This is a genomic window from Bacillus sp. LJBV19 (genome assembly GCF_017797845.1).
GTDB lineage: Bacteria > Bacillota > Bacilli > Bacillales > Bacillaceae > Bacillus > Bacillus velezensis.
In genome coordinates this window covers 3,901,602-3,920,112 of the sequence record NZ_CP072563.1, presented here as the reverse complement: position 1 = coordinate 3,920,112, position 18,511 = coordinate 3,901,602, and the positions used below count along the sequence as shown (strand labels likewise).

Below are 18,511 nucleotides of genomic sequence, written 5' to 3'. Positions count from 1 at the left end.
ATCGTTACGGATTGAATATTATATTACATCATGACGAAGGATGTGTCGGTATGAAACGATTTTTTTCTGAAACATATTTTAATTATCCGGAGAATAAAAAAGCGCTGAAACACTATCCGCTGATCGGAGACGGAAAAGACGGGGAGGTCTATCGCTTAACACACAACAAATGCGTAAAATATTTTTTTAAAAAAGAGACATGTAAGAAGGAATTGGAAGCTTTACAGCTCGGATATGGTTCACCGGTGATCCCGAAACTGTATGAATACGGAGATCATTATATTGTGATGGAATACGTCAAAGGCACCTCCCTTGCGCGCCATATCAAAAAAGAAAAATCCCTGTCCGTCAAACTGACAGCTGATATTTTAAACATGCTGGATGAATTAAAAGATATCGGTTTTGCCAGATGGGATGCCGAAATCAGGCATATTCTGATCAACGAACAAGGTGAACTTAAAGTGATCGACCATAAAAGAGCCTTTTCGACCGTTACCCGAGTTCCCGTAAAACTATTAAAAGGACTGGACAAATACGGCTTGGCGGATGAGTTTTTGAACACCATAAAAAAATTAAAGCCGTCACGCTACCGGGAATGGCGAAGGGAATTGTAAGTTTCTGAAAATCCGCATATGTAAGTTTCCTTTTTTTAGGGTCGTCATATGATATTTGTAACATTTGTTTGGTGGAGTGTGGAAAAAATGGCAGAATATATTATGGTTATCGGCGCTCATCCCGATGATGAACTATTGGGATCAGCGGGCACCATAAAACGGCTGATCAATGAAGGATATAAAGTGATTTCCATTATTACGGCATTAGGAAGAAAAGAAGAAGCTCATCATATTAAACAATTAGGCGAACGCGCGAATCAAGAGCTTGGAATTGAGAAAGTCATCTTTTTGGAGCATACGAATTTAGAGCTGGAATGTATCCCTCTTCATAAGCTTGTCAAAGAATTAGAGCAGCTCATTCGCGTCTATCAGCCTGAAAAAATCTTTACACATCATTACGGCGATGTCAATATGGACCACCAGAGAACATTCCAAGCAGTTTTAACAGCCGCCAGACCGCTTCCGAATCAAAAGCCTATCGAACTGCTTACGTTTGAAACGCTATCTTCAAGCGAGTGGGAGAGGAATACGGCTGATAAACTCTTCAAGCCTAATTACTTCGTTAACATCACAGACACAATGGATGCCAAACTCGCGGCGCTTCACCACTATGACGTAGAAATGAGGGATTACCCTCATCCCCGTTCATATGAAGGCGTTACACATTTAGGAAGAGTCAGAGGGATGACGGCGGGTGTGGAATACGCTGAAGCTTTTGAAGTCGTGCGGAGGATCTGGAAATGATCAAGACATTTTCCGTCCCGTATCCGTATATGATTCAGACGCTTGACCGCTACTACGGGGTCAAAGCGCACCCGCAAAAAAAGACGGCAGTAAAGACTCAGATGAAACATGCACATCATATTCCGCGATTATACGGAAAAAAACAGAAGTTATCCATTTTGATTGCCACGTTTTGGGACTACCCGCACACGGGCGGTTTATCAAACTATATTAAAACGCTTAGTGAAGGACTGAAAAAAAGAGGTCATAAGGTGGATGTCATATCCCCCAATCAGTTTCCTTCCGCACAGGTAAAAGAACTGCGGGCGGATGTTGTTCCGAAATTAAAAGATTTCTTTAGTGACAGATACGGGGATTACAGTGATCATATTTTGAAGAATAATCGGCTGATGTTTATATACGAGCAAATGCTTCAAAAGATTCATTTGGAAAAATATGATGTGTTTCATGCTCAAGATTTATTTACAGCCAATATATTGGGCAGGTTCAACCGTATTTATAAAAAACCTTTGTTTTTTACACCGCATGGCATGTTTACTTTCAACAGACTTAAATTTCACATCTTTAAAAAAGGATCGGTAGAAGAGTTTTATTATAAAAAACTAGAGATGAAAGCCATTGAATACGCAGATCGCCTGATTATTATCAGCGATACGTTCCGCAGCCCGCTCATGAAGCTCGGAGCCGAACAGGAAGACATGGCAACGGTGATCACAGGAATCGATTACGATGCAAAAACAGGCGGGAAAAGAAAAACCCCGTTACCGAAAAATAAGATCATCATCGCGTGTATTGCAAGATTAGGCCCGAGAAAAGGACATAATCATTTGCTTGACGCACTTTCACGAATTCCGTCTGTTCTGCTTGAACATGTTGAAGTGCTGATCGCGGGCGACGGAGAGATGAGGAGCGCCTTAGAGGAACAGGCTCGAAAACTGAATCTATCTATGGTCTCCTTTTTAGGAAAAAGAGATGATGTTCCCGCTATTTTGAATATGACGGATATATTCGTACTGCCGACCATTAATGATAGTCTGCCTATTTCGATTATTGAAGCGATGTTCAGCGGCTCGGCTATCATCGCGACCGATTGCGGGGGTATTCCGGATCTGATCCGCCATAACAAAACGGGACTTATTGTCGAACCGGGAAATGCAAAGGTTCTTGCCCGGGCTTTAGCATTTTTTATCTCTAACAAATCTGCGCGGGAGAAGGCTGCTTCAAACGCAAAGGCCTACGCGGAGAAATATTTAAGCAGTGAGACGATGATAAAAAATATCGAATCGATTTATCAAAATACCAACAGCTCGGAGGGAGATCATGAAACATGAACATGCAGCCGTTGTACTTGATTTCAGTGCAAACGGGATTGGGATCATTCGCAGTCTTGCCCGAAGAGGAATCGATGTTTACGCGTTTGACACGGAGGGACCTTATCGTATCGGAAAATCAAGATTGGCAGATTGCGGGATATGTCCCAGCCCATTAACACAAGAGGAAGAACTGCTGACATTTCTGACTGATTTCGGGAAGCGATTCCAAGCAAAGCCGGTTCTGTACGCAGGATCTGATGATTATGCGGGATTTATATCTAAATTCCGCGAGACATTAGCCGGTTTTTTTTTATTTTTGCTCCCGAGCCACTCTCTGTTAGAAACGGTCTTAGATAAAAGCAAAGCATATGAATTAGCGGTCAAGCATCACATCCCCTGCCCGAAAACCTTTTTTCCGAACAACCAGGATGAGCTGGAAGAGGCCATCGCCAATATTGATTTCCCGTGTATTTTAAAACCGGTGGCCGGCCATGAATACAGAAAAAAAGTAAACAAAAAAGCAATTGTAATGAAGGATGCCGCACAATTGCGCAAGGAGTTCAGCTCCTACAGAGAAAATGGAGAACTGCTCGTGCAGGAGATCATCCCCGGAGACAACCAGTGTTTTTATAAAGTCGCCACTTTTTATGATGACCAAATGAAATTAATGGGCTTATTCTCTCTGCAAAAGAACCACCAATTCCCTGCAGATTTTGGCGCGGGGGCCCACGTCGTCAGCAAACGGCTTCCTGATTTAATCGAGAAAACCCTGCCGTTTTTTGAAGCGATTCAGCTGAAGGGAGTGGGCATGGCGGAATTTAAAAAGGATCCCCGGGACAATGTTTACAAGTTTATCGAAATTAATCCGCGCTTTTGGCTCAGCCATAGCCTGACAGAACCGGCAGGCGTTCATTTCGTTTACATGTACTATCTGTATTTGACCGGGCAGCATGTGAAGCCCCAGCTCGAACAAAAAGACGGAATCAACTGGATTTATGAGGTGCGGTATTTCTTAACGTTTTTGAAGAAACGAAAAAGAGGAGAAATGACGTTCCGGGATTTTTGGAAAGGGTGTAAAGGAAAAAAAGAGTACGCTCTTTTTGCTTGGAATGACCCGATGCCATTTATCAGAAACACTTGGTCTCATCTCAAAAACAGCTGGAAACGGAAGCGGAAGGAAGATCGGCATGTATGAAAAGGAGATTTTGTATGGCGCATTTCAAAAACTGAGAATTGACGAAAAACTGTCGTATTCGTTCGGTGAAAGGGCTGCGGTGAATCCGGATGACATCACATGCCTGAAATCGACGGACAGAAGCGCCATTTATAAACTGTTTGTAAAGAAAAAATCCGGCACTGTTCCGCTGATATTGAAAGTATATAAATCTTCCCGTGAAAAAAATAAGGTCGAGATTAATATATACGGGAAAGCCCGTTCTGTTTTAGGAGATTTGCTGCCGGATATCTATCTTATAGAAGAAAGTGACCATGAAACGTGGATATTTATGGAGTTTGTCAGCCAGATCAGGGGACAGCTTACATTTCACCCGAAGCATTTCAAGTATATTATTCCGTCTGTCGCAGAACTGCACAGCCGCACCTTTGAAAACAAGAATATTTCTGACGGTAAATGGCGGTCGTGGCTGCCGGTATATGAATCGGAAACCATGAGAAAAGGGCGTAAAAAGCAGATCAAAAAGACAGCGGAATTTTTGGATAGAGCGCTTAAAGATGAGCGCACAAAAGATATCGTGAAGCCTCATTATCGGCAAATCACAAACTTGCTTGAGCAGGAGGAGCCGGATTTTTTCCCTGAATTGATACAAAACGGCTCAGCCATCACACACGGTGATCTTCATATGCAGAATATCTGCACCCACGATGCGTCCGGACATGAACCGTGGGATATTCAATTCATCGATTGGGAATCCGCAAAATACGCGCCGGTTTGGTTTGATATGACGGTGCTGGTTGAAATTCTGCTTGGTTTCAGAAAAGATTGGAGCCGGCACGCAGAAGATATTCGGACGTATTGCGTAAAAGTGTATACGAAAGAAATGAAAAAGCGGGGCATTCATTTTCAGACCCCTCCTATGACGCTTTATAAAATGGCTTATTTGCAGAGAACACTTGAGAAAGGGCTTCATACCCAATTGCGGAGAATCTTCGATAATCGGGGAGGAGAACTGCTGCCGTATCATGTTGACAAAGTGTCAAAATGGGGACGGGAATTAGGATTATAAGTTTGAGAGAGGGGGAGCGGATGTGAAAGAAGAGATCGGCAAGCCGAACGGTCTGGTGCCTCTTGCCTTATTGCGCGCCATGGATCAATTTTACGGGATCGAATATCAAGGTGAGCCAGAGATGCTGTATTCGTTCTGTGCGGAAGGAAAAAGCTCCCCCAAACGAAAAAAGCCATTGCGTATTCTGTACGCAACCTTTCTCCGTTACCCGAATGTCGGAGGGTTGGCGAGTTATATCACGTCAATTAAGACGGGTTTTGAGCGCATCGGTCATCAGGCGGATGTCATCTCGCCGCTCCAAATGCCGCCAACTTTTTTTCAGGAAGATATCCCGCGGGCCGCTGACGAGATCAGAGCGTTTCTTGTTGGCAGATACGGCGCCGCAAACGAAAAGTTTGTGAAGAATCTCAGCTATTTACATGTCTTCCAAAGATTTTTGAAGGAGAAGGATTTAGAACAATATGACCTGTTTCACGCGCAGGATTTATTTGCGGTATTTTTGCTGGGATACATTAATCAAACGTATCAGCGTCCTCTTTTTTTCACGCCGCACGGACATTTTACGAAAAGCCGGATGAAGTTTCATAAAATCCAAAAGGGTTCAATAGAAGAGGCATATTTCAGTGAAATAGAAAGGCAGGGTATTCGGGCTTCGGATAAAATCATTACAATCAGCGACTCCTTTCACGAGCCCTTGCTGGAGTACGGAGCGAAGGAGGCTCAGCTGACGACTGTTCATACCGGCATTGATATTCAGGATGCCCCTGAGACAAAACGTGCTGAAAAGCTCGTGATTGCGTGCGTTTCCCGTCTGACCGAGCGAAAAGGACATGATGTGATGCTGGACGCTCTCGCCCGCATCCGGCACCATTTATCCGGAGTCGACATATGGATCATCGGAGACGGAAACATGAGAGGGTTTCTGGAGGAAAAGAAACGGAAACTAGGTCTCACAAATGTGTTTTTCTTCGGAAAACGACGTGATGTGCCGGCGCTTTTGGCTGAATCATCTATATTTGTCCTGCCGACATTGAATGATAATTTCCCTATAGCGATCATCGAAGCGATGTTCTTAGGTCAAGCCATTGTCGCAACTGACTGCGGAGGAATCCCTGAGATGATCCGGCATGAGGACACAGGGCTTATCTGTCAGCCCGGCAACAGCCGCGAACTTGCTGATGCTCTCGTAATGCTGATTACGGATCAGTCTCTCAGGGAACGGCTTGGAAAAGAAGCGCGCTCCTATGCCGGCCGGCATCTGCGTCAGGAACTGATGGTTTCAAAAATAGAAAGTATTTATCAATCATTTTTCTGAATGATACCGGCGCCGCATGGCAGGTGCTTCCAAGAGCAAAATAAAGAGGCCGGCGTTTAACTATCCAGCCTCTTTGCGAACTATTTTTTCATCTCATACAGAGTCTGCTGACTTTGTCCGCCCGGGCCGCCTGTCATTCCTTGCCGGGCTGAGCTTGTTTTTCCGGTGCTGTATTGGTCAGCTGAGATTTTTGTGCCGTTCTTTTTAATCCATGAGACAAGCTTTGTGTTGCCTGAACTGTTTCCGGATAATAAGAAATACTTCACTTTTCCATCATCAACAAGTTTTTTCAGCTGTGAGACGGTTAAAATCGGATCGGTTCCGTTAAAGCCTCCGAGTGCCATGACTGATTCATTCGTATGGATGATATAAGGCGCCGCAGTCACCGTGGTGAGCGTTGCAAACAGATATTCCTCACCTGTCTGATGCTTTTTCAAATAAGACAGCAGGCCTGTATCCACTTCAGAGGTGAACATATTGCCGCCGTTTGAGCTTTTCAGCTGCGGGCCGGATTCGGGTATGACGCTGTTTCCGCCGTAAAGGATCGGCGTGGCTGACCAGTACAGCGGCGTGAGCATCAACACACACATGGTGATCACGGTCAGTTGTCTGCCGAACGGCTTGTGTTTCATCACAATGAGGGCAATGACAGTGCCGAGCCCCAACAGTCCGAGGATGTACATCCAAGCGCTGCCGATCTGGTTTGTATACCCGCTTACGATGAAGACCTGAAAACCGGCGGTGAGAAAGACACCCGCAGGCAGCAGCCAGCCCGTCCAGCCTTTATCATGCTTGTATAAATCATATAAGGCCCGCCAGCCGATTCCGGAAAGGGCTGAGATCGGAGGCGCCAGCATGATTAAGTAGTACGGATGGAAAAAGCTTGCGATGCTGAAGAAACCGGCGGCAGGCACAAGCCATGCTGTCCAAAACATCGTTTCTTTCATTTCCTCCGCTTTTTCCCGGCGGTTTCTGTACCAGCTGATGACGGCGCCGAACAAACCGGTGAGCGCAAAAGGCAGCATCCAGCTGATTTGCCCTGACAATTCAGATTGGAAAAGCCTGAGCGCACCCGGGGTACCGTTGCCATACATGTTCATACTCATGCTTTTGCCGCCGCCGGGGCCTTGTGAGCCGCCGTTTTGTGCCGGAGGAGTCCCGCTTCCTTGCGGTGAGGCCGCGTTCTGTCCGGATGGCTGCCGGGGCATTTGAACCTGCCCGTTTTTTCCTTGAGGAGCGCTGCCGCCCATTGCCGGGCTGTTCGTTCCCGGAGGCTGCATGCCCATCCCTTCCTGCATCACGCTTTTTCCGCCGGTCATGCTGCCGTGAGAAAGGCCCGTCGTCTGCCCGAGCAGCCGTTCTGTCCCGTTATATCCGAATGCCAGCTCCAGCACGGAGTTTGTCTGGCTGCTGCCGATATAGGGGCGGCTTGATGCGGAAATGGAATCAACGGCTGCCGCCCATGAGACGGAGAGCGCCAGTAGAACGGCTGCAGAAGCGAGAAGTGAGATCAGTTTTTTCTTAATGGATGTGTGTGATGCAATGAGATAAAAAAGCAGAAAAGCCGGAAGCACGATGTAGGCCTGCATCATTTTCATATTAAAGGCAAGACCGACAAGTGCGAATGCGGATAAGAGCCAAATGATTTTGCCGCGTTTCACCGCGCGCATCAAACACCAGGAACCGAGAAGCAGTGTAAAGACGAGCATGCTGTCGAGATTATTCGTCCGGCTGACGGCCGCCGCAATCGGCGTCAGCGCCATGACAAAAGCGGCGATTCTGGCCGCGCCCGTGCCGAACGAAGGCTTTATCATGAAATACAGCAGCAGAACGGAACCGAGCCCCGCCAAAGCCTGAGGAAGAATCACGCTCCATGTATGTACGCCGAAGACCAAAGCGAAAATCGTTTGAATCCATAAAGCGACAGGCGGTTTGTCCACCGTGACAAAGCCGGACGGGTCAAAGGATGCGTAGAAGAAGTTGTGAAAGCTTTGCGTCATGCTTTTGACGGCAGCCAAATAATACTGGTTGGCGGCATCATCCTGCCAAATGCCGTACATATTCAAAGCCGCTGCTGCTGATAAAATACCGATAAGAACGATGTCCAGTCGTTTTGTTTTCAATGGTTTCACCTCTTTTGTGACCCCATTGTAAAAAATAAATATGAAAAAGTTATGAATAAATGATAACGATTCAAAGAATGTTTTACCAAAATTTTCTTCGCGAAAAAAGAGGCGGAAAGCCATCGCTTCCGCCTCCCGCACATATATATGAGAGAGCAGCCTTTATTTGTGATCGTTCTCTTTTTGGATTTCAGCTAATTTGGCAAGCAGAATGTGCTGAGGCATGTGCATGATTCTCTCAAGCGGCATATTCAGTGATTCTGCGAGCTTTTGCGCCGTTTCGGCGGAAATTTGCAGCGGTTTCATGTGATCACTCCTTCCGTTTCTTTATTGTACTAAAATCAGAAATCTATCGTAAGAGGATATGACAAAGGAATGGAGGTTTGAAAAGCGGGGCTTTATAACAGAATGGGGGAGGTTTTTTATGCAATCGCCATTGATGTTATTACAGCTGAAGCTGGCTGATTATCAGAAAAAAGCCGCAGAACTGCGGACAATTGACGAATTTATCATACTGAAACAGACATTGCAGGACATGATGAAAGTATTCGCCGCCTGTGAAGAATGGGAGCTGTATCAAAAAACGGCCGATCTCATGGCGCAGACGGTGCTGCACATCCGTTTCATCGAATAAGAAAAGCCCTCGCTCGGGCGAAGGCTTTTCTTAAAAGGACCGTTCTTCTTCAATGTTTTTATGCTGATCATAAATGACAAGCTTAGACGGGCTGTTCTCTTTAGCCGTCTGCTCCGCTTTCTCGATCGCCGCGTCCTTCGATGTATAAAGAGCCGTCGGCGCCACATTTTCCACCTTCACAAACCATCCGTCCGCATCAACACTGGGTGTTACTGCATATGTTTTCATCCTTCTTACCTCCTGGTTTCGATTTATTTATCAGTTTCCCGGCATTCAGAATGGCGAAACACGCAGCCGCTGTTTAACAAATACAGGGAAAGCGATATTTTTCTATTCTTTTTCTTGAGAAATGGTAAAATGGAGTTTGGATATTTTTTAAGGAGAGGACGGTGCTTAGCATGACAGACCTTCTGAATGATCGGCTGCCGCCGCAAAACATAGAAGCTGAGCAGGCCGTGTTAGGTGCTGTTTTTTTACAGCCGTCTGCGTTAACACTGGCTTCTGAAGTGTTGATTCCGGATGATTTCTACAGAATGTCACATCAAAAAATTTACAATGCCATGCTCGTGCTCGGAGACCGCGGTGAACCGGTTGATTTGGTCACGGTAACGTCAGAGCTTGCGAATACCGATTTGTTAGAAGAGGTGGGAGGCGTCTCTTACCTGACGGACATCGCGAATTCCGTTCCGACAGCGGCTAATATAGAATATTACGCGAAAATCGTTGAGGAAAAATCCATTCTCCGCCGTTTAATCAGAACGGCGACCTCGATCGCTCAAGACGGGTATACGCGCGAGGATGAAGTTGAAGATTTATTAAGCGATGCGGAAAAAACGATTATGGAGGTCGCGCAGCGAAAAAATTCGGGCGCCTTCCAAAATATTAAAGACGTGCTTGTGCAAACATACGACAACATTGAGCAGCTTCACAACCGGAAAGGCGATATTACCGGGATTCCGACTGGTTTTATCGAGCTTGACCGGATGACAGCGGGGTTTCAGCGGAATGATTTGATCATTGTCGCGGCCCGTCCGTCTGTGGGGAAAACAGCGTTCGCCTTAAATATTGCGCAAAACGTGGCCACCAAAACGGATGAGAGCGTCGCGATATTCAGTCTTGAGATGGGTGCCGAGCAGCTTGTCATGCGTATGCTCTGCGCCGAAGGGAATATTAACGCCCAAAATCTCAGAACGGGAAATCTGACGGAAGAAGATTGGGGCAAGCTGACGATGGCGATGGGAAGCCTGTCAAACAGCGGTATCTTTATAGATGACACCCCCGGCATCCGCGTCAGCGAAATCCGTTCAAAATGCCGCAGGCTGAAGCAGGAAAACGGATTGGGCATGATTTTAATTGACTACTTGCAGCTCATTCAGGGAAGCGGCCGTTCAAGCGACAACCGCCAGCAAGAGGTATCGGAAATTTCACGGGCGCTAAAAGCGCTGGCACGGGAGCTTGAAGTCCCGGTCATCGCCCTGTCTCAGCTCTCCCGGGGTGTTGAGCAGCGGCAGGATAAACGTCCGATGATGTCAGATATCCGTGAGTCGGGAAGTATTGAGCAGGATGCCGACATCGTCGCCTTCCTGTATCGTGATGATTACTATGATAAAGAATCCGAAAACAAAAACATCATCGAAATCATTATCGCCAAACAGCGTAACGGCCCGGTGGGAACCGTCTCACTGGCTTTTGTGAAAGAATACAATAAGTTCGTAAACCTGGAACGGCGCTTTGATGACGGCGGTGTTCCGGCAGGTGCGTAAAGCCTCAAGCAATGTCTTGAGGCTTTTTTTCATTCGAAAGAATGAGAGAATGCCGTCCGTTCGGCAGACGAAATAAAGAAAGCGCTTTTATATAATGGCATTAAGGGAGGAATGATGATGACAATTGAATTTCCGCAATTTCAAGCGGCGCAAATCCGGATTGCCCGGCCGACCGGACAGCTCAAAGAAATCATCAGGTTTTATGAAGAGGGCCTCGGGCTGAAGAGGGTCGGCAGCTTTTCCGGACATAGAGGCTACAGCGGTGTCATGTTCGGCCTGCCCCATACGCAATACCACTTAGAATTCACCGAAGAAACCGGTTCGTCTCAGCCGGCACCCGTTCCGCACGGCGACAGCCTGCTTGTCTTTTACATCCAGGATCAGCAGGAGGTCATTCGCATCAGCAAGAAATTAAAGCAGATGGGATATGAGGAGAAAGAACCCGAAAACCCGTACTGGGAAGAAAAAGGCGTGACCATCGAAGATCCTGACGGCTGGCGGGTCGTCCTGATGAATACAAGCGGCATATAAATGACTGTCTGAAGAACCCTGATTACGGGTTCTTTTCCTTGTTAAAGCATGAAAGTTTCGGGAGTAATAGATAGCAAATGAAATAGAAAACGCTTTTAATCATGTTTAAGGCGAACAAATATAGATTGATAAGATTTAAATGTTCGGATTTACGATTGACTTTCTGTTTTGGCACTGATACACTTAATTTGTTTGAATGAGATATCGTTTTGAAAGGTTAACGGAGGTGCACGGATATATGTCTTCAGTAGTCGTAGTAGGTACGCAGTGGGGCGATGAAGGAAAAGGTAAAATTACAGATTTCCTATCAGAAAATGCAGAAGTGATCGCACGTTATCAAGGCGGAAACAATGCAGGACATACCATCAAGTTTGATGGAGTCACGTACAAGCTTCATTTAATCCCATCAGGAATTTTTTATAAAGATAAAGCGTGTGTCATCGGGAACGGAATGGTTGTTGATCCGAAAGCACTCGTAACGGAGCTTGCGTATCTTCATGAACGCAATGTGAGCACGGATAACTTGAGAATCAGCAACAGAGCCCACGTCATTCTCCCATACCATCTGAAACTGGATGAAGTAGAGGAAGAACGCAAAGGGGCCAACAAGATCGGCACAACGAAAAAAGGCATAGGACCTGCTTATATGGACAAAGCGGCGCGGATCGGGATCCGGATTGCAGACCTGCTAGATCGTGACGTGTTTGCAGAAAAGCTTGAACGGAACCTTGAAGAGAAAAACCGTTTGCTTGAAAAAATGTATGAAACGGAAGGCTTCAAAATTGAAGATATTCTGGATGAGTATTATGAATACGGCCAGCAGATTAAAAAGTATGTATGCGATACATCCGTCGTCTTAAATGACGCGCTGGATGAAGGCCGCCGCGTTTTATTTGAAGGCGCTCAAGGGGTTATGCTTGATATCGACCAAGGGACATACCCGTTTGTCACTTCATCCAACCCGGTCGCCGGAGGGGTGACGATCGGTTCAGGCGTAGGCCCGACAAAAATCCAGCACGTCGTCGGTGTATCTAAAGCGTACACAACCCGTGTCGGTGACGGTCCTTTCCCGACTGAGCTGAAAGATGAAATCGGGGATCAAATCCGTGAAGTCGGACGCGAATACGGCACAACGACAGGCCGTCCGCGCCGTGTCGGCTGGTTTGACAGCGTTGTTGTCCGTCATGCCCGCCGCGTCAGCGGAATCACAGATCTTTCTCTGAACTCAATCGATGTGCTGACTGGCATTGAAACATTGAAAATCTGTGTCGCTTACCGTTACAAAGGTGAAGTGATTGAAGAATTCCCGGCAAGTCTGAAAGCTCTCGCAGAGTGTGAACCGGTATATGAAGAAATGCCTGGCTGGACGGAAGATATCACAGGCGCAAAAACATTAAGCGATCTTCCTGAAAATGCGCGCCATTATCTGGAACGCGTATCTCAGCTGACAGGTATTCCGCTTTCTATTTTCTCTGTCGGTCCCGACCGTTCACAAACGAACGTCATCCGCAGTGTATACCGCGCTAACTAAGAATTTGCAGCAAACAAGCCTCCGGTCACGGAGGCTTGTTTTTTTATGTAGGAAAAAAATAATAGATTTTTTTCAAAAAAGTAGTTGCCACTTTCGAATGTTCTATGATATTATAAATCTCGTTGTTACGGAACAGCTTCAATAGAGTACTGCAAGAAAGCTTTTGTCTGAATGCTCTATGATACATAATCCGACACATCAAGAGCCATTAGCTCAGTTGGTAGAGCATCTGACTTTTAATCAGAGGGTCGAAGGTTCGAGTCCTTCATGGCTCACCACTTTTTATGGCCCGTTGGTCAAGCGGTTAAGACACCGCCCTTTCACGGCGGTAACACGGGTTCGAATCCCGTACGGGTCATTGATTTACTTTAGCGTTATTGCTAACTCCTTATTTGTCCTCGGAGGGCCGCCACGATACGGCTCTCCGGACAAATTACTGTAAGGTCCGGTAGTTCAGTTGGTTAGAATGCCTGCCTGTCACGCAGGAGGTCGCGGGTTCGAGTCCCGTCCGGACCGCCATTTTACTTTACTTTATAGTATAGAAAAGAAACATCTGGCTCGGTAGCTCAGTTGGTAGAGCAACGGACTGAAAATCCGTGTGTCGGCGGTTCGATTCCGTCCCGAGCCACTTACCCAAACGCATCTGCAATAGTAGGTGCGTTTTTTCTTTTGTTATAAAAAAGGGAGAGCCGGCTTTTCAGCCGGCCCAGAAGAAGACGTCAAACACTAGACGGCGTTTTTTTTTGTGAGGTTTCAAAAAAATATTATTTTTTAAAAGAAAATAAAAAACATGACAAAAGGATGGCAGTTCAATACGTTTTTGCGCTGTTCTCTTTAATTTTTTTATCTTTTGACCTGAAACCGTTATAATAGACGGGGAACGTTTTTCATGATCCGAATTGTGATCATCATGAAACATCAATAGATGAAATGAAGTCATTCTGGCAGGAGGAAAATCAAGATGATGGATAAGAAAATCCTTGTAGTCGATGATGAAAAACCGATTGCAGATATATTAGAGTTTAATTTAAGAAAAGAAGGCTATGACGTGCATTGTGCGTACGACGGAAACGAAGCCGTGGAAATGGTGGAGGAGCTTCAGCCTGATTTAATTCTTTTAGATATTATGCTTCCGAATAAAGACGGAGTTGAAGTGTGCCGGGAAGTCCGGAAAAAATATGATATGCCGATTATTATGCTGACGGCAAAAGACTCGGAGATTGACAAGGTCATCGGGCTTGAAATCGGAGCGGATGACTATGTCACGAAGCCTTTCAGCACGCGTGAGCTTCTGGCCCGCGTCAAAGCGAACCTGCGCCGCCAGCTTACGGTTGCGCCGGCTGAGGAAGAATCAGCTTCTAATGACATTCATATCGGTTCTCTCGTCATCTTCCCTGACGCTTATGTCGTATCAAAAAGAGAAGAAACGATCGAGCTGACCCATCGTGAGTTTGAATTGCTTCATTACTTAGCCAAACATATCGGACAGGTTATGACGCGTGAGCATCTGCTGCAGACTGTGTGGGGCTATGACTATTTCGGTGACGTGAGAACGGTGGATGTAACAGTGCGCCGCCTTCGCGAGAAAATCGAGGATAATCCGAGCCATCCGAACTGGATCGTCACAAGACGGGGTGTCGGTTATTACTTGAGAAACCCTGAACAGGACTAACCGGCGATGAATAAGGTTGGTTTTTTTCGGTCGATTCAGTTTAAGATCACGCTGATCTATGTGCTTCTCATTATCATCGCCATGCAGATTATCGGCGTGTACTTTGTGAAACAGGTGGAGAATTCTCTTCTCAAGTCCTATGAATTATCGTTAAATCAGCGGATTGACAATCTTTCCTATTATATTGAGCAGGAATATAAAGGAGACAATGACAGCACTGTCATTAAAGATGATGTCAAACGGATTTTGAATGATTTTACGAAAAATAATGAAATACGGGAGATTACATTTGTTGATAAAAGCTATGAGGTCGTCGGTTCTTCGAGGCCTTATGGCGAGGAAATAGCGGGAAAACAGACGACTGACCCGATTTTTAAACGGATTTTCTCAACAAAACAGGCCTATTCAAAAAAATATTATGATCCTAAAAGCAAAAACAGAGTGCTGATTTCAGCAAAACCTGTCGTCACAGAGAATCAGGAAGTTGTCGGCGCGATTTATGTCGTGGCCAGTATGGAAGATACCTTTAACCAGATGAAAACCGTCAACTCGATTCTTGCTTCAGGAACAGGCTTAGCCCTTGTTCTGACGGCTCTTCTCGGTATTTTTCTCGCCCGCACCATTACCCATCCGCTGTCAGATATGCGTAAGCAGGCGATGGAACTGGCAAAAGGGAATTTCTCCAGAAAGGTGCGGAAATACGGGCATGATGAAATCGGTCAGCTCGCAACGACATTCAACCATCTGACGAGAGAACTTGAAGATGCCCAAGCCATGACGGAAGGGGAGAGAAGAAAGCTTTCTTCCGTTATCGCGTATATGACGGACGGTGTCATCGCAACGAATCGCAACGGGGCGATTATTCTTTTAAACAGCCCTGCGCTTGAGCTGCTGAATGTTTCACGTGAAACGGCTTTAGAGATGCCGATTACGTCTTTATTGGGCATAAAAGAGAACTTTACATTTGAGGATTTAGTAGAACAGCAGGATTCAATGCTGCTGGAGATCGAACGTGACGATGAAACGACTGTACTGCGGGTGAATTTTTCCGTTATTCAGAGAGAGCACGGAAAAATCGACGGTTTAATCGCGGTTCTTTATGATGTCACCGAACAGGAAAAACTCGATCGGGAGCGCAGAGAGTTCGTTGCCAACGTGTCTCATGAGCTGCGGACACCGCTGACGACCATGCGAAGCTATTTAGAGGCGCTTGCAGAAGGCGCGTGGGAAAACAAAGATATCGCTCCGCGTTTCTTAATGGTGACCCAAAATGAGACTGAGCGCATGATCAGATTGGTGAACGACCTGCTTCAGCTTTCTAAATTCGACAGCAAAGATTATCAGTTTAATCGGGAGTGGATTCATATGATCCGCTTTATGTCACTGATTATCGATCGTTTTGAAATGACGAAAGAACAGCATGTCGAATTTATCCGCGAGCTTCCGGACAGAAATCTGTACGTGGAGATTGATCAGGATAAAGTGACGCAGGTTCTCGATAATATCATTTCTAACGCACTGAAATACTCACCGGAAGGCGGACATGTCACTTTCTCAGTCGATGTGAATGAGAAAGAAGAGCTGCTTTATATCAGCGTAAAAGATGAAGGTATCGGCATTCCGAAAAAAGATGTGGAAAAAGTCTTTGACCGTTTCTACAGAGTGGATAAAGCGCGCACAAGAAAACTCGGCGGCACCGGCCTCGGCCTTGCGATTGCAAAAGAGATGGTTCAGGCGCACGGCGGAGACATCTGGGCCGACAGTGTAGAAGGCAAAGGAACGAAGATTACATTTACTCTTCCATATAAAGAAGAGCAAGAGGATGATTGGGATGAGGCGTGAAAATATAAAAACAGTCATACTGTCAGTGCTGGTCGTCATTAGTCTTGTTTTAACATGGGGAATTTGGACATTCCAGCCCAATTTTTCAGAAGGCACGGCCTCAACCAAATCGACTGTCCGGGAAAAGCATAAAATTGACAAAACGAGCCAAAAAGTGTCGCAAACGGTAAAACCCCGGGATATGTTTATTCATACAAACGGCTCTCATTACAAAGTGAATGATGAGACGCTCTTTAATGACCTGTGGGCGGATTTGCCGCAATGGGAAGTAAAAGGGATGAAGGATATTTCCGATCAATACGACAAGCTCGGTTTTAAAAATTGGCTTTACGGCAGAAACGGCAATTCGGCAAAGCTCGATCTGCAATTCAATGACACCATTCCGATTGATTTCTTCCAAACGATGTTTAAATGGTCGAATCCGTCAATGGAATACAGCTCATTTGACCATATTGTCATTCCGTTTAATGAGAATAAGACAAATAAGAAGATTTACATGGTCTCATACAGCAAGCAGCTGATTTTGGAAGTGACTGTGGAATCGGCGAATTACCGCAATCTGATGAATGAGCTGTACAGCAAAAAGTCGAGTATGCCGTTATACCACCTCTATTCGGTCGGAAAAAGCAAAGAATTTCTCATGCCGAATGCGCGATTTAATATGAAGGAAAAAGAATTTATCACTGAAACCATTAAGACGAACCTGTTTAAGCAGACGCTTTTTAATGATCCGAGCACGGTCAGAGAAGACCCGAATTACAATCGGAATGTGCTGACTGACGGAATCAGCCGTCTGGAAATCAATTCGACACAGCGGCAGATTCAATTCCAGCATCGGAACCTGGCACAAAGCGCTTCTTATCAAACAGGGGAGCTGATTAAGAAAAGCTATAAATATTTAGAGGATACGGGAAGCTGGACGGATCATTATCAATTTTTCAATGTGAGTGATAACCAGCAGCTGAGTTTCTACATGTTTAAAGACCAAATGCCTGTGGTCAACAGCACGTCTAAGCCTTTCGGATCCGGACCTGTTTTGACCCTGCAATGGGCCAATGACGAGGTTCTCAGCTACAAGCGGCCGAACTATGTTCTCGGACCGAATCCGATTAAAACAAAAGACGTAAAAATGATGAACGGCAATGAGGTTGTGTCTCTGCTGGAGCAGCAGGATAAATACGACGTGAATAAAATCGACCAGATCTTCCTGTCCTATCAAATGGTCTCTTCATCAACGAATGATCTCGTTGAACTGGAACCCGTCTGGAGTATGAAAATCAACGGGAAGATCGTCCCGATTACGAAAGATCTGCTGGGGAAGGAGGAGGACGATAATGGAGTGGAATAAGACAAAAACGATCTTCATCATTGCCTTCCTCATCCTCGATATTTTTCTCGGCTATCAGTTTTTTGAAAAACGCTCGAGCAGTGAATACGAAGTGATTAAAAATTCAAATGTGGAAAAAGACATGGAGATGGATCATATCACTTTCGGCAACCTGTCCTCTGATTCTGCGACGGGCTACCGGCTGACGGCGGGCCAAAAGGTATTTACCGCTGAAGATATTGATGCTTTGAAAGATCAAAAGCCTTTAATGGAGATGCCGGCGGATGATCACAAGGTTACCACACTGAAAATGAAATTTACCGATCCGGTCGGTTTATCGAAGCAAAAAACGCAGGAGGATGCGGAATCGCTCGTCAGCTCTAAAGTAACCGGCGGTGAAAAATATAAACTGTGGAAAGTCGACAAGGATAAAAAACAAATCATTTTTTACCAGATGTATGACGGCCAGTTTATTTATCAGGATTTTGACTCGTCCACGGATGCGATCGGACAGGTGATTCTGCATCTGAACGATAAAAACGAGGTCGTATCTTACGAGCAGACCATGCTGGAGTCATTCAAGCGAATCCAGACGGAGAGCCTGATTCCTGAGCTGGATGCGGTCGAATTATTGTATTCTCAAAATTACTTAAAAGCGAATTGCGCCGTTAAAAGCGTCAAGTTCGGCTATATTGCCCAATATCCGCTGACAAGTACGCAGGTGCTGGCGCCGGTATGGAGAATTACAATTGAAGATAAGTCAAAAGGGACGAAGAAAAAGACACTGCAAACGTACACTGTGAACGCATTGGAAAGCACAGTCATTGATAACAATCAAAATAAATAATGGAGTGAGACA

General features: G+C 45.7%; 17 protein-coding genes and 4 tRNA genes. 18 read left to right on the top strand and 3 right to left on the bottom strand.

The genetic code is table 11. The annotated features are described in order from the left end of the window. Nucleotides 1-50 precede the first annotated feature (50 nt). The 6 genes from J6600_RS19165 to J6600_RS19140 all read left to right on the top strand — a co-directional run bounded on the left by J6600_RS19165 (nucleotide 51) and on the right by J6600_RS19140 (nucleotide 6,229). Nucleotides 51-614, top strand: coding sequence for a protein kinase family protein (locus tag J6600_RS19165; RefSeq protein ID WP_053573854.1), 564 nt, complete (start codon nucleotides 51-53; stop codon nucleotides 612-614). A gap of 87 nt (nucleotides 615-701) precedes the next feature. Then, a complete protein-coding gene (locus J6600_RS19160) occupies nucleotides 702-1,358 on the top strand; it encodes a PIG-L deacetylase family protein (protein ID WP_136803715.1) in 657 nt (218 codons plus the stop codon). After that, nucleotides 1,355-2,689: a glycosyltransferase family 4 protein gene (locus J6600_RS19155; RefSeq protein ID WP_209387788.1), complete on the top strand. Its 1,335-nt coding sequence runs from the start codon at nucleotides 1,355-1,357 to the stop codon at nucleotides 2,687-2,689. Before J6600_RS19160 ends, J6600_RS19155 begins: the two co-directional genes overlap by 4 nt. After that, on the top strand, nucleotides 2,679-3,866 hold the full coding sequence (locus J6600_RS19150) for a carboxylate--amine ligase (protein ID WP_025285573.1): 1,188 nt from the start codon (nucleotides 2,679-2,681) through the stop codon (nucleotides 3,864-3,866). The genes J6600_RS19155 and J6600_RS19150 overlap by 11 nt, the downstream gene beginning before the upstream one ends. Then, entirely contained in the window at nucleotides 3,859-4,914 is a 1,056-nt protein-coding gene (locus tag J6600_RS19145; RefSeq protein WP_209387787.1) for a phosphotransferase, read from the top strand. Before J6600_RS19150 ends, J6600_RS19145 begins: the two co-directional genes overlap by 8 nt. A 22-nt stretch (nucleotides 4,915-4,936) precedes the next feature. Next, nucleotides 4,937-6,229, top strand: a complete 1,293-nt coding sequence (locus J6600_RS19140) for a glycosyltransferase family 4 protein (protein ID WP_209387786.1) — start codon at nucleotides 4,937-4,939, stop codon at nucleotides 6,227-6,229. 80 nt (nucleotides 6,230-6,309) lie between these two features. Here the strand turns inward: J6600_RS19140 and J6600_RS19135 are convergent, their stop codons facing one another. Both J6600_RS19135 and J6600_RS19130 read right to left on the bottom strand, forming a co-directional pair. Beyond that, entirely contained in the window at nucleotides 6,310-8,352 is a 2,043-nt protein-coding gene (locus tag J6600_RS19135) for an ArnT family glycosyltransferase (protein ID WP_209387785.1), read from the bottom strand. A gap of 162 nt (nucleotides 8,353-8,514) precedes the next feature. Continuing rightward, complete coding sequence (locus J6600_RS19130; RefSeq protein ID WP_014306172.1) at nucleotides 8,515-8,658, bottom strand: YycC family protein; 144 nt, start codon at nucleotides 8,656-8,658, stop codon at nucleotides 8,515-8,517. A gap of 118 nt (nucleotides 8,659-8,776) precedes the next feature. Between J6600_RS19130 and J6600_RS19125 the strand changes: the two genes are divergently transcribed. After that, nucleotides 8,777-8,986, top strand: a complete 210-nt coding sequence (locus J6600_RS19125; protein WP_015418617.1) for a hypothetical protein — start codon at nucleotides 8,777-8,779, stop codon at nucleotides 8,984-8,986. A 30-nt stretch (nucleotides 8,987-9,016) separates the two neighbouring features. Here J6600_RS19125 and J6600_RS19120 read toward each other — a convergent pair whose 3' ends face one another. Further along, on the bottom strand, nucleotides 9,017-9,214 hold the full coding sequence (locus J6600_RS19120) for a DUF2188 domain-containing protein (protein WP_007407900.1): 198 nt from the start codon (nucleotides 9,212-9,214) through the stop codon (nucleotides 9,017-9,019). A gap of 170 nt (nucleotides 9,215-9,384) precedes the next feature. Here J6600_RS19120 and dnaB point away from each other — a divergent pair, with 170 nt between their 5' ends. From dnaB to J6600_RS19065, 11 genes are all read left to right on the top strand, one after another. Beyond that, nucleotides 9,385-10,749, top strand: a complete 1,365-nt coding sequence (gene dnaB / locus J6600_RS19115) for a replicative DNA helicase (protein ID WP_004393100.1) — start codon at nucleotides 9,385-9,387, stop codon at nucleotides 10,747-10,749. 117 nt (nucleotides 10,750-10,866) lie between these two features. Next, nucleotides 10,867-11,280 (top strand): VOC family protein, encoded by a 414-nt coding sequence (locus tag J6600_RS19110; RefSeq protein WP_209388369.1) that lies wholly within the window; start codon nucleotides 10,867-10,869, stop codon nucleotides 11,278-11,280. Between the two features lie 238 nt (nucleotides 11,281-11,518). Then, entirely contained in the window at nucleotides 11,519-12,811 is a 1,293-nt protein-coding gene (gene purA, locus J6600_RS19105; protein ID WP_022554035.1) for an adenylosuccinate synthase, read from the top strand. 202 nt (nucleotides 12,812-13,013) lie between these two features. Continuing rightward, nucleotides 13,014-13,089: transfer RNA gene (locus tag J6600_RS19100), tRNA-Lys, on the top strand. Between the two features lie 8 nt (nucleotides 13,090-13,097). After that, nucleotides 13,098-13,169, top strand: a tRNA-Glu gene (locus J6600_RS19095). 84 nt (nucleotides 13,170-13,253) lie between these two features. After that, nucleotides 13,254-13,330, top strand: a tRNA-Asp gene (locus J6600_RS19090). A 36-nt stretch (nucleotides 13,331-13,366) separates the two neighbouring features. Continuing rightward, nucleotides 13,367-13,439: transfer RNA gene (locus J6600_RS19085), tRNA-Phe, on the top strand. A 336-nt stretch (nucleotides 13,440-13,775) separates the two neighbouring features. Continuing rightward, nucleotides 13,776-14,483 (top strand): cell wall metabolism DNA-binding response regulator WalR, encoded by a 708-nt coding sequence (gene walR, locus J6600_RS19080; RefSeq protein WP_004393104.1) that lies wholly within the window; start codon nucleotides 13,776-13,778, stop codon nucleotides 14,481-14,483. Between the two features lie 6 nt (nucleotides 14,484-14,489). Beyond that, nucleotides 14,490-16,325, top strand: a complete 1,836-nt coding sequence (gene walK, locus J6600_RS19075) for a cell wall metabolism sensor histidine kinase WalK (protein ID WP_004393106.1) — start codon at nucleotides 14,490-14,492, stop codon at nucleotides 16,323-16,325. Next, nucleotides 16,315-17,673: a two-component system activity regulator YycH gene (gene yycH / locus J6600_RS19070; protein ID WP_191389389.1), complete on the top strand. Its 1,359-nt coding sequence runs from the start codon at nucleotides 16,315-16,317 to the stop codon at nucleotides 17,671-17,673. Before walK ends, yycH begins: the two co-directional genes overlap by 11 nt. Then, nucleotides 17,660-18,499 (top strand): two-component system regulatory protein YycI, encoded by an 840-nt coding sequence (locus J6600_RS19065; RefSeq protein WP_014419340.1) that lies wholly within the window; start codon nucleotides 17,660-17,662, stop codon nucleotides 18,497-18,499. Before yycH ends, J6600_RS19065 begins: the two co-directional genes overlap by 14 nt. Nucleotides 18,500-18,511: the final 12 nt, after the last annotated feature.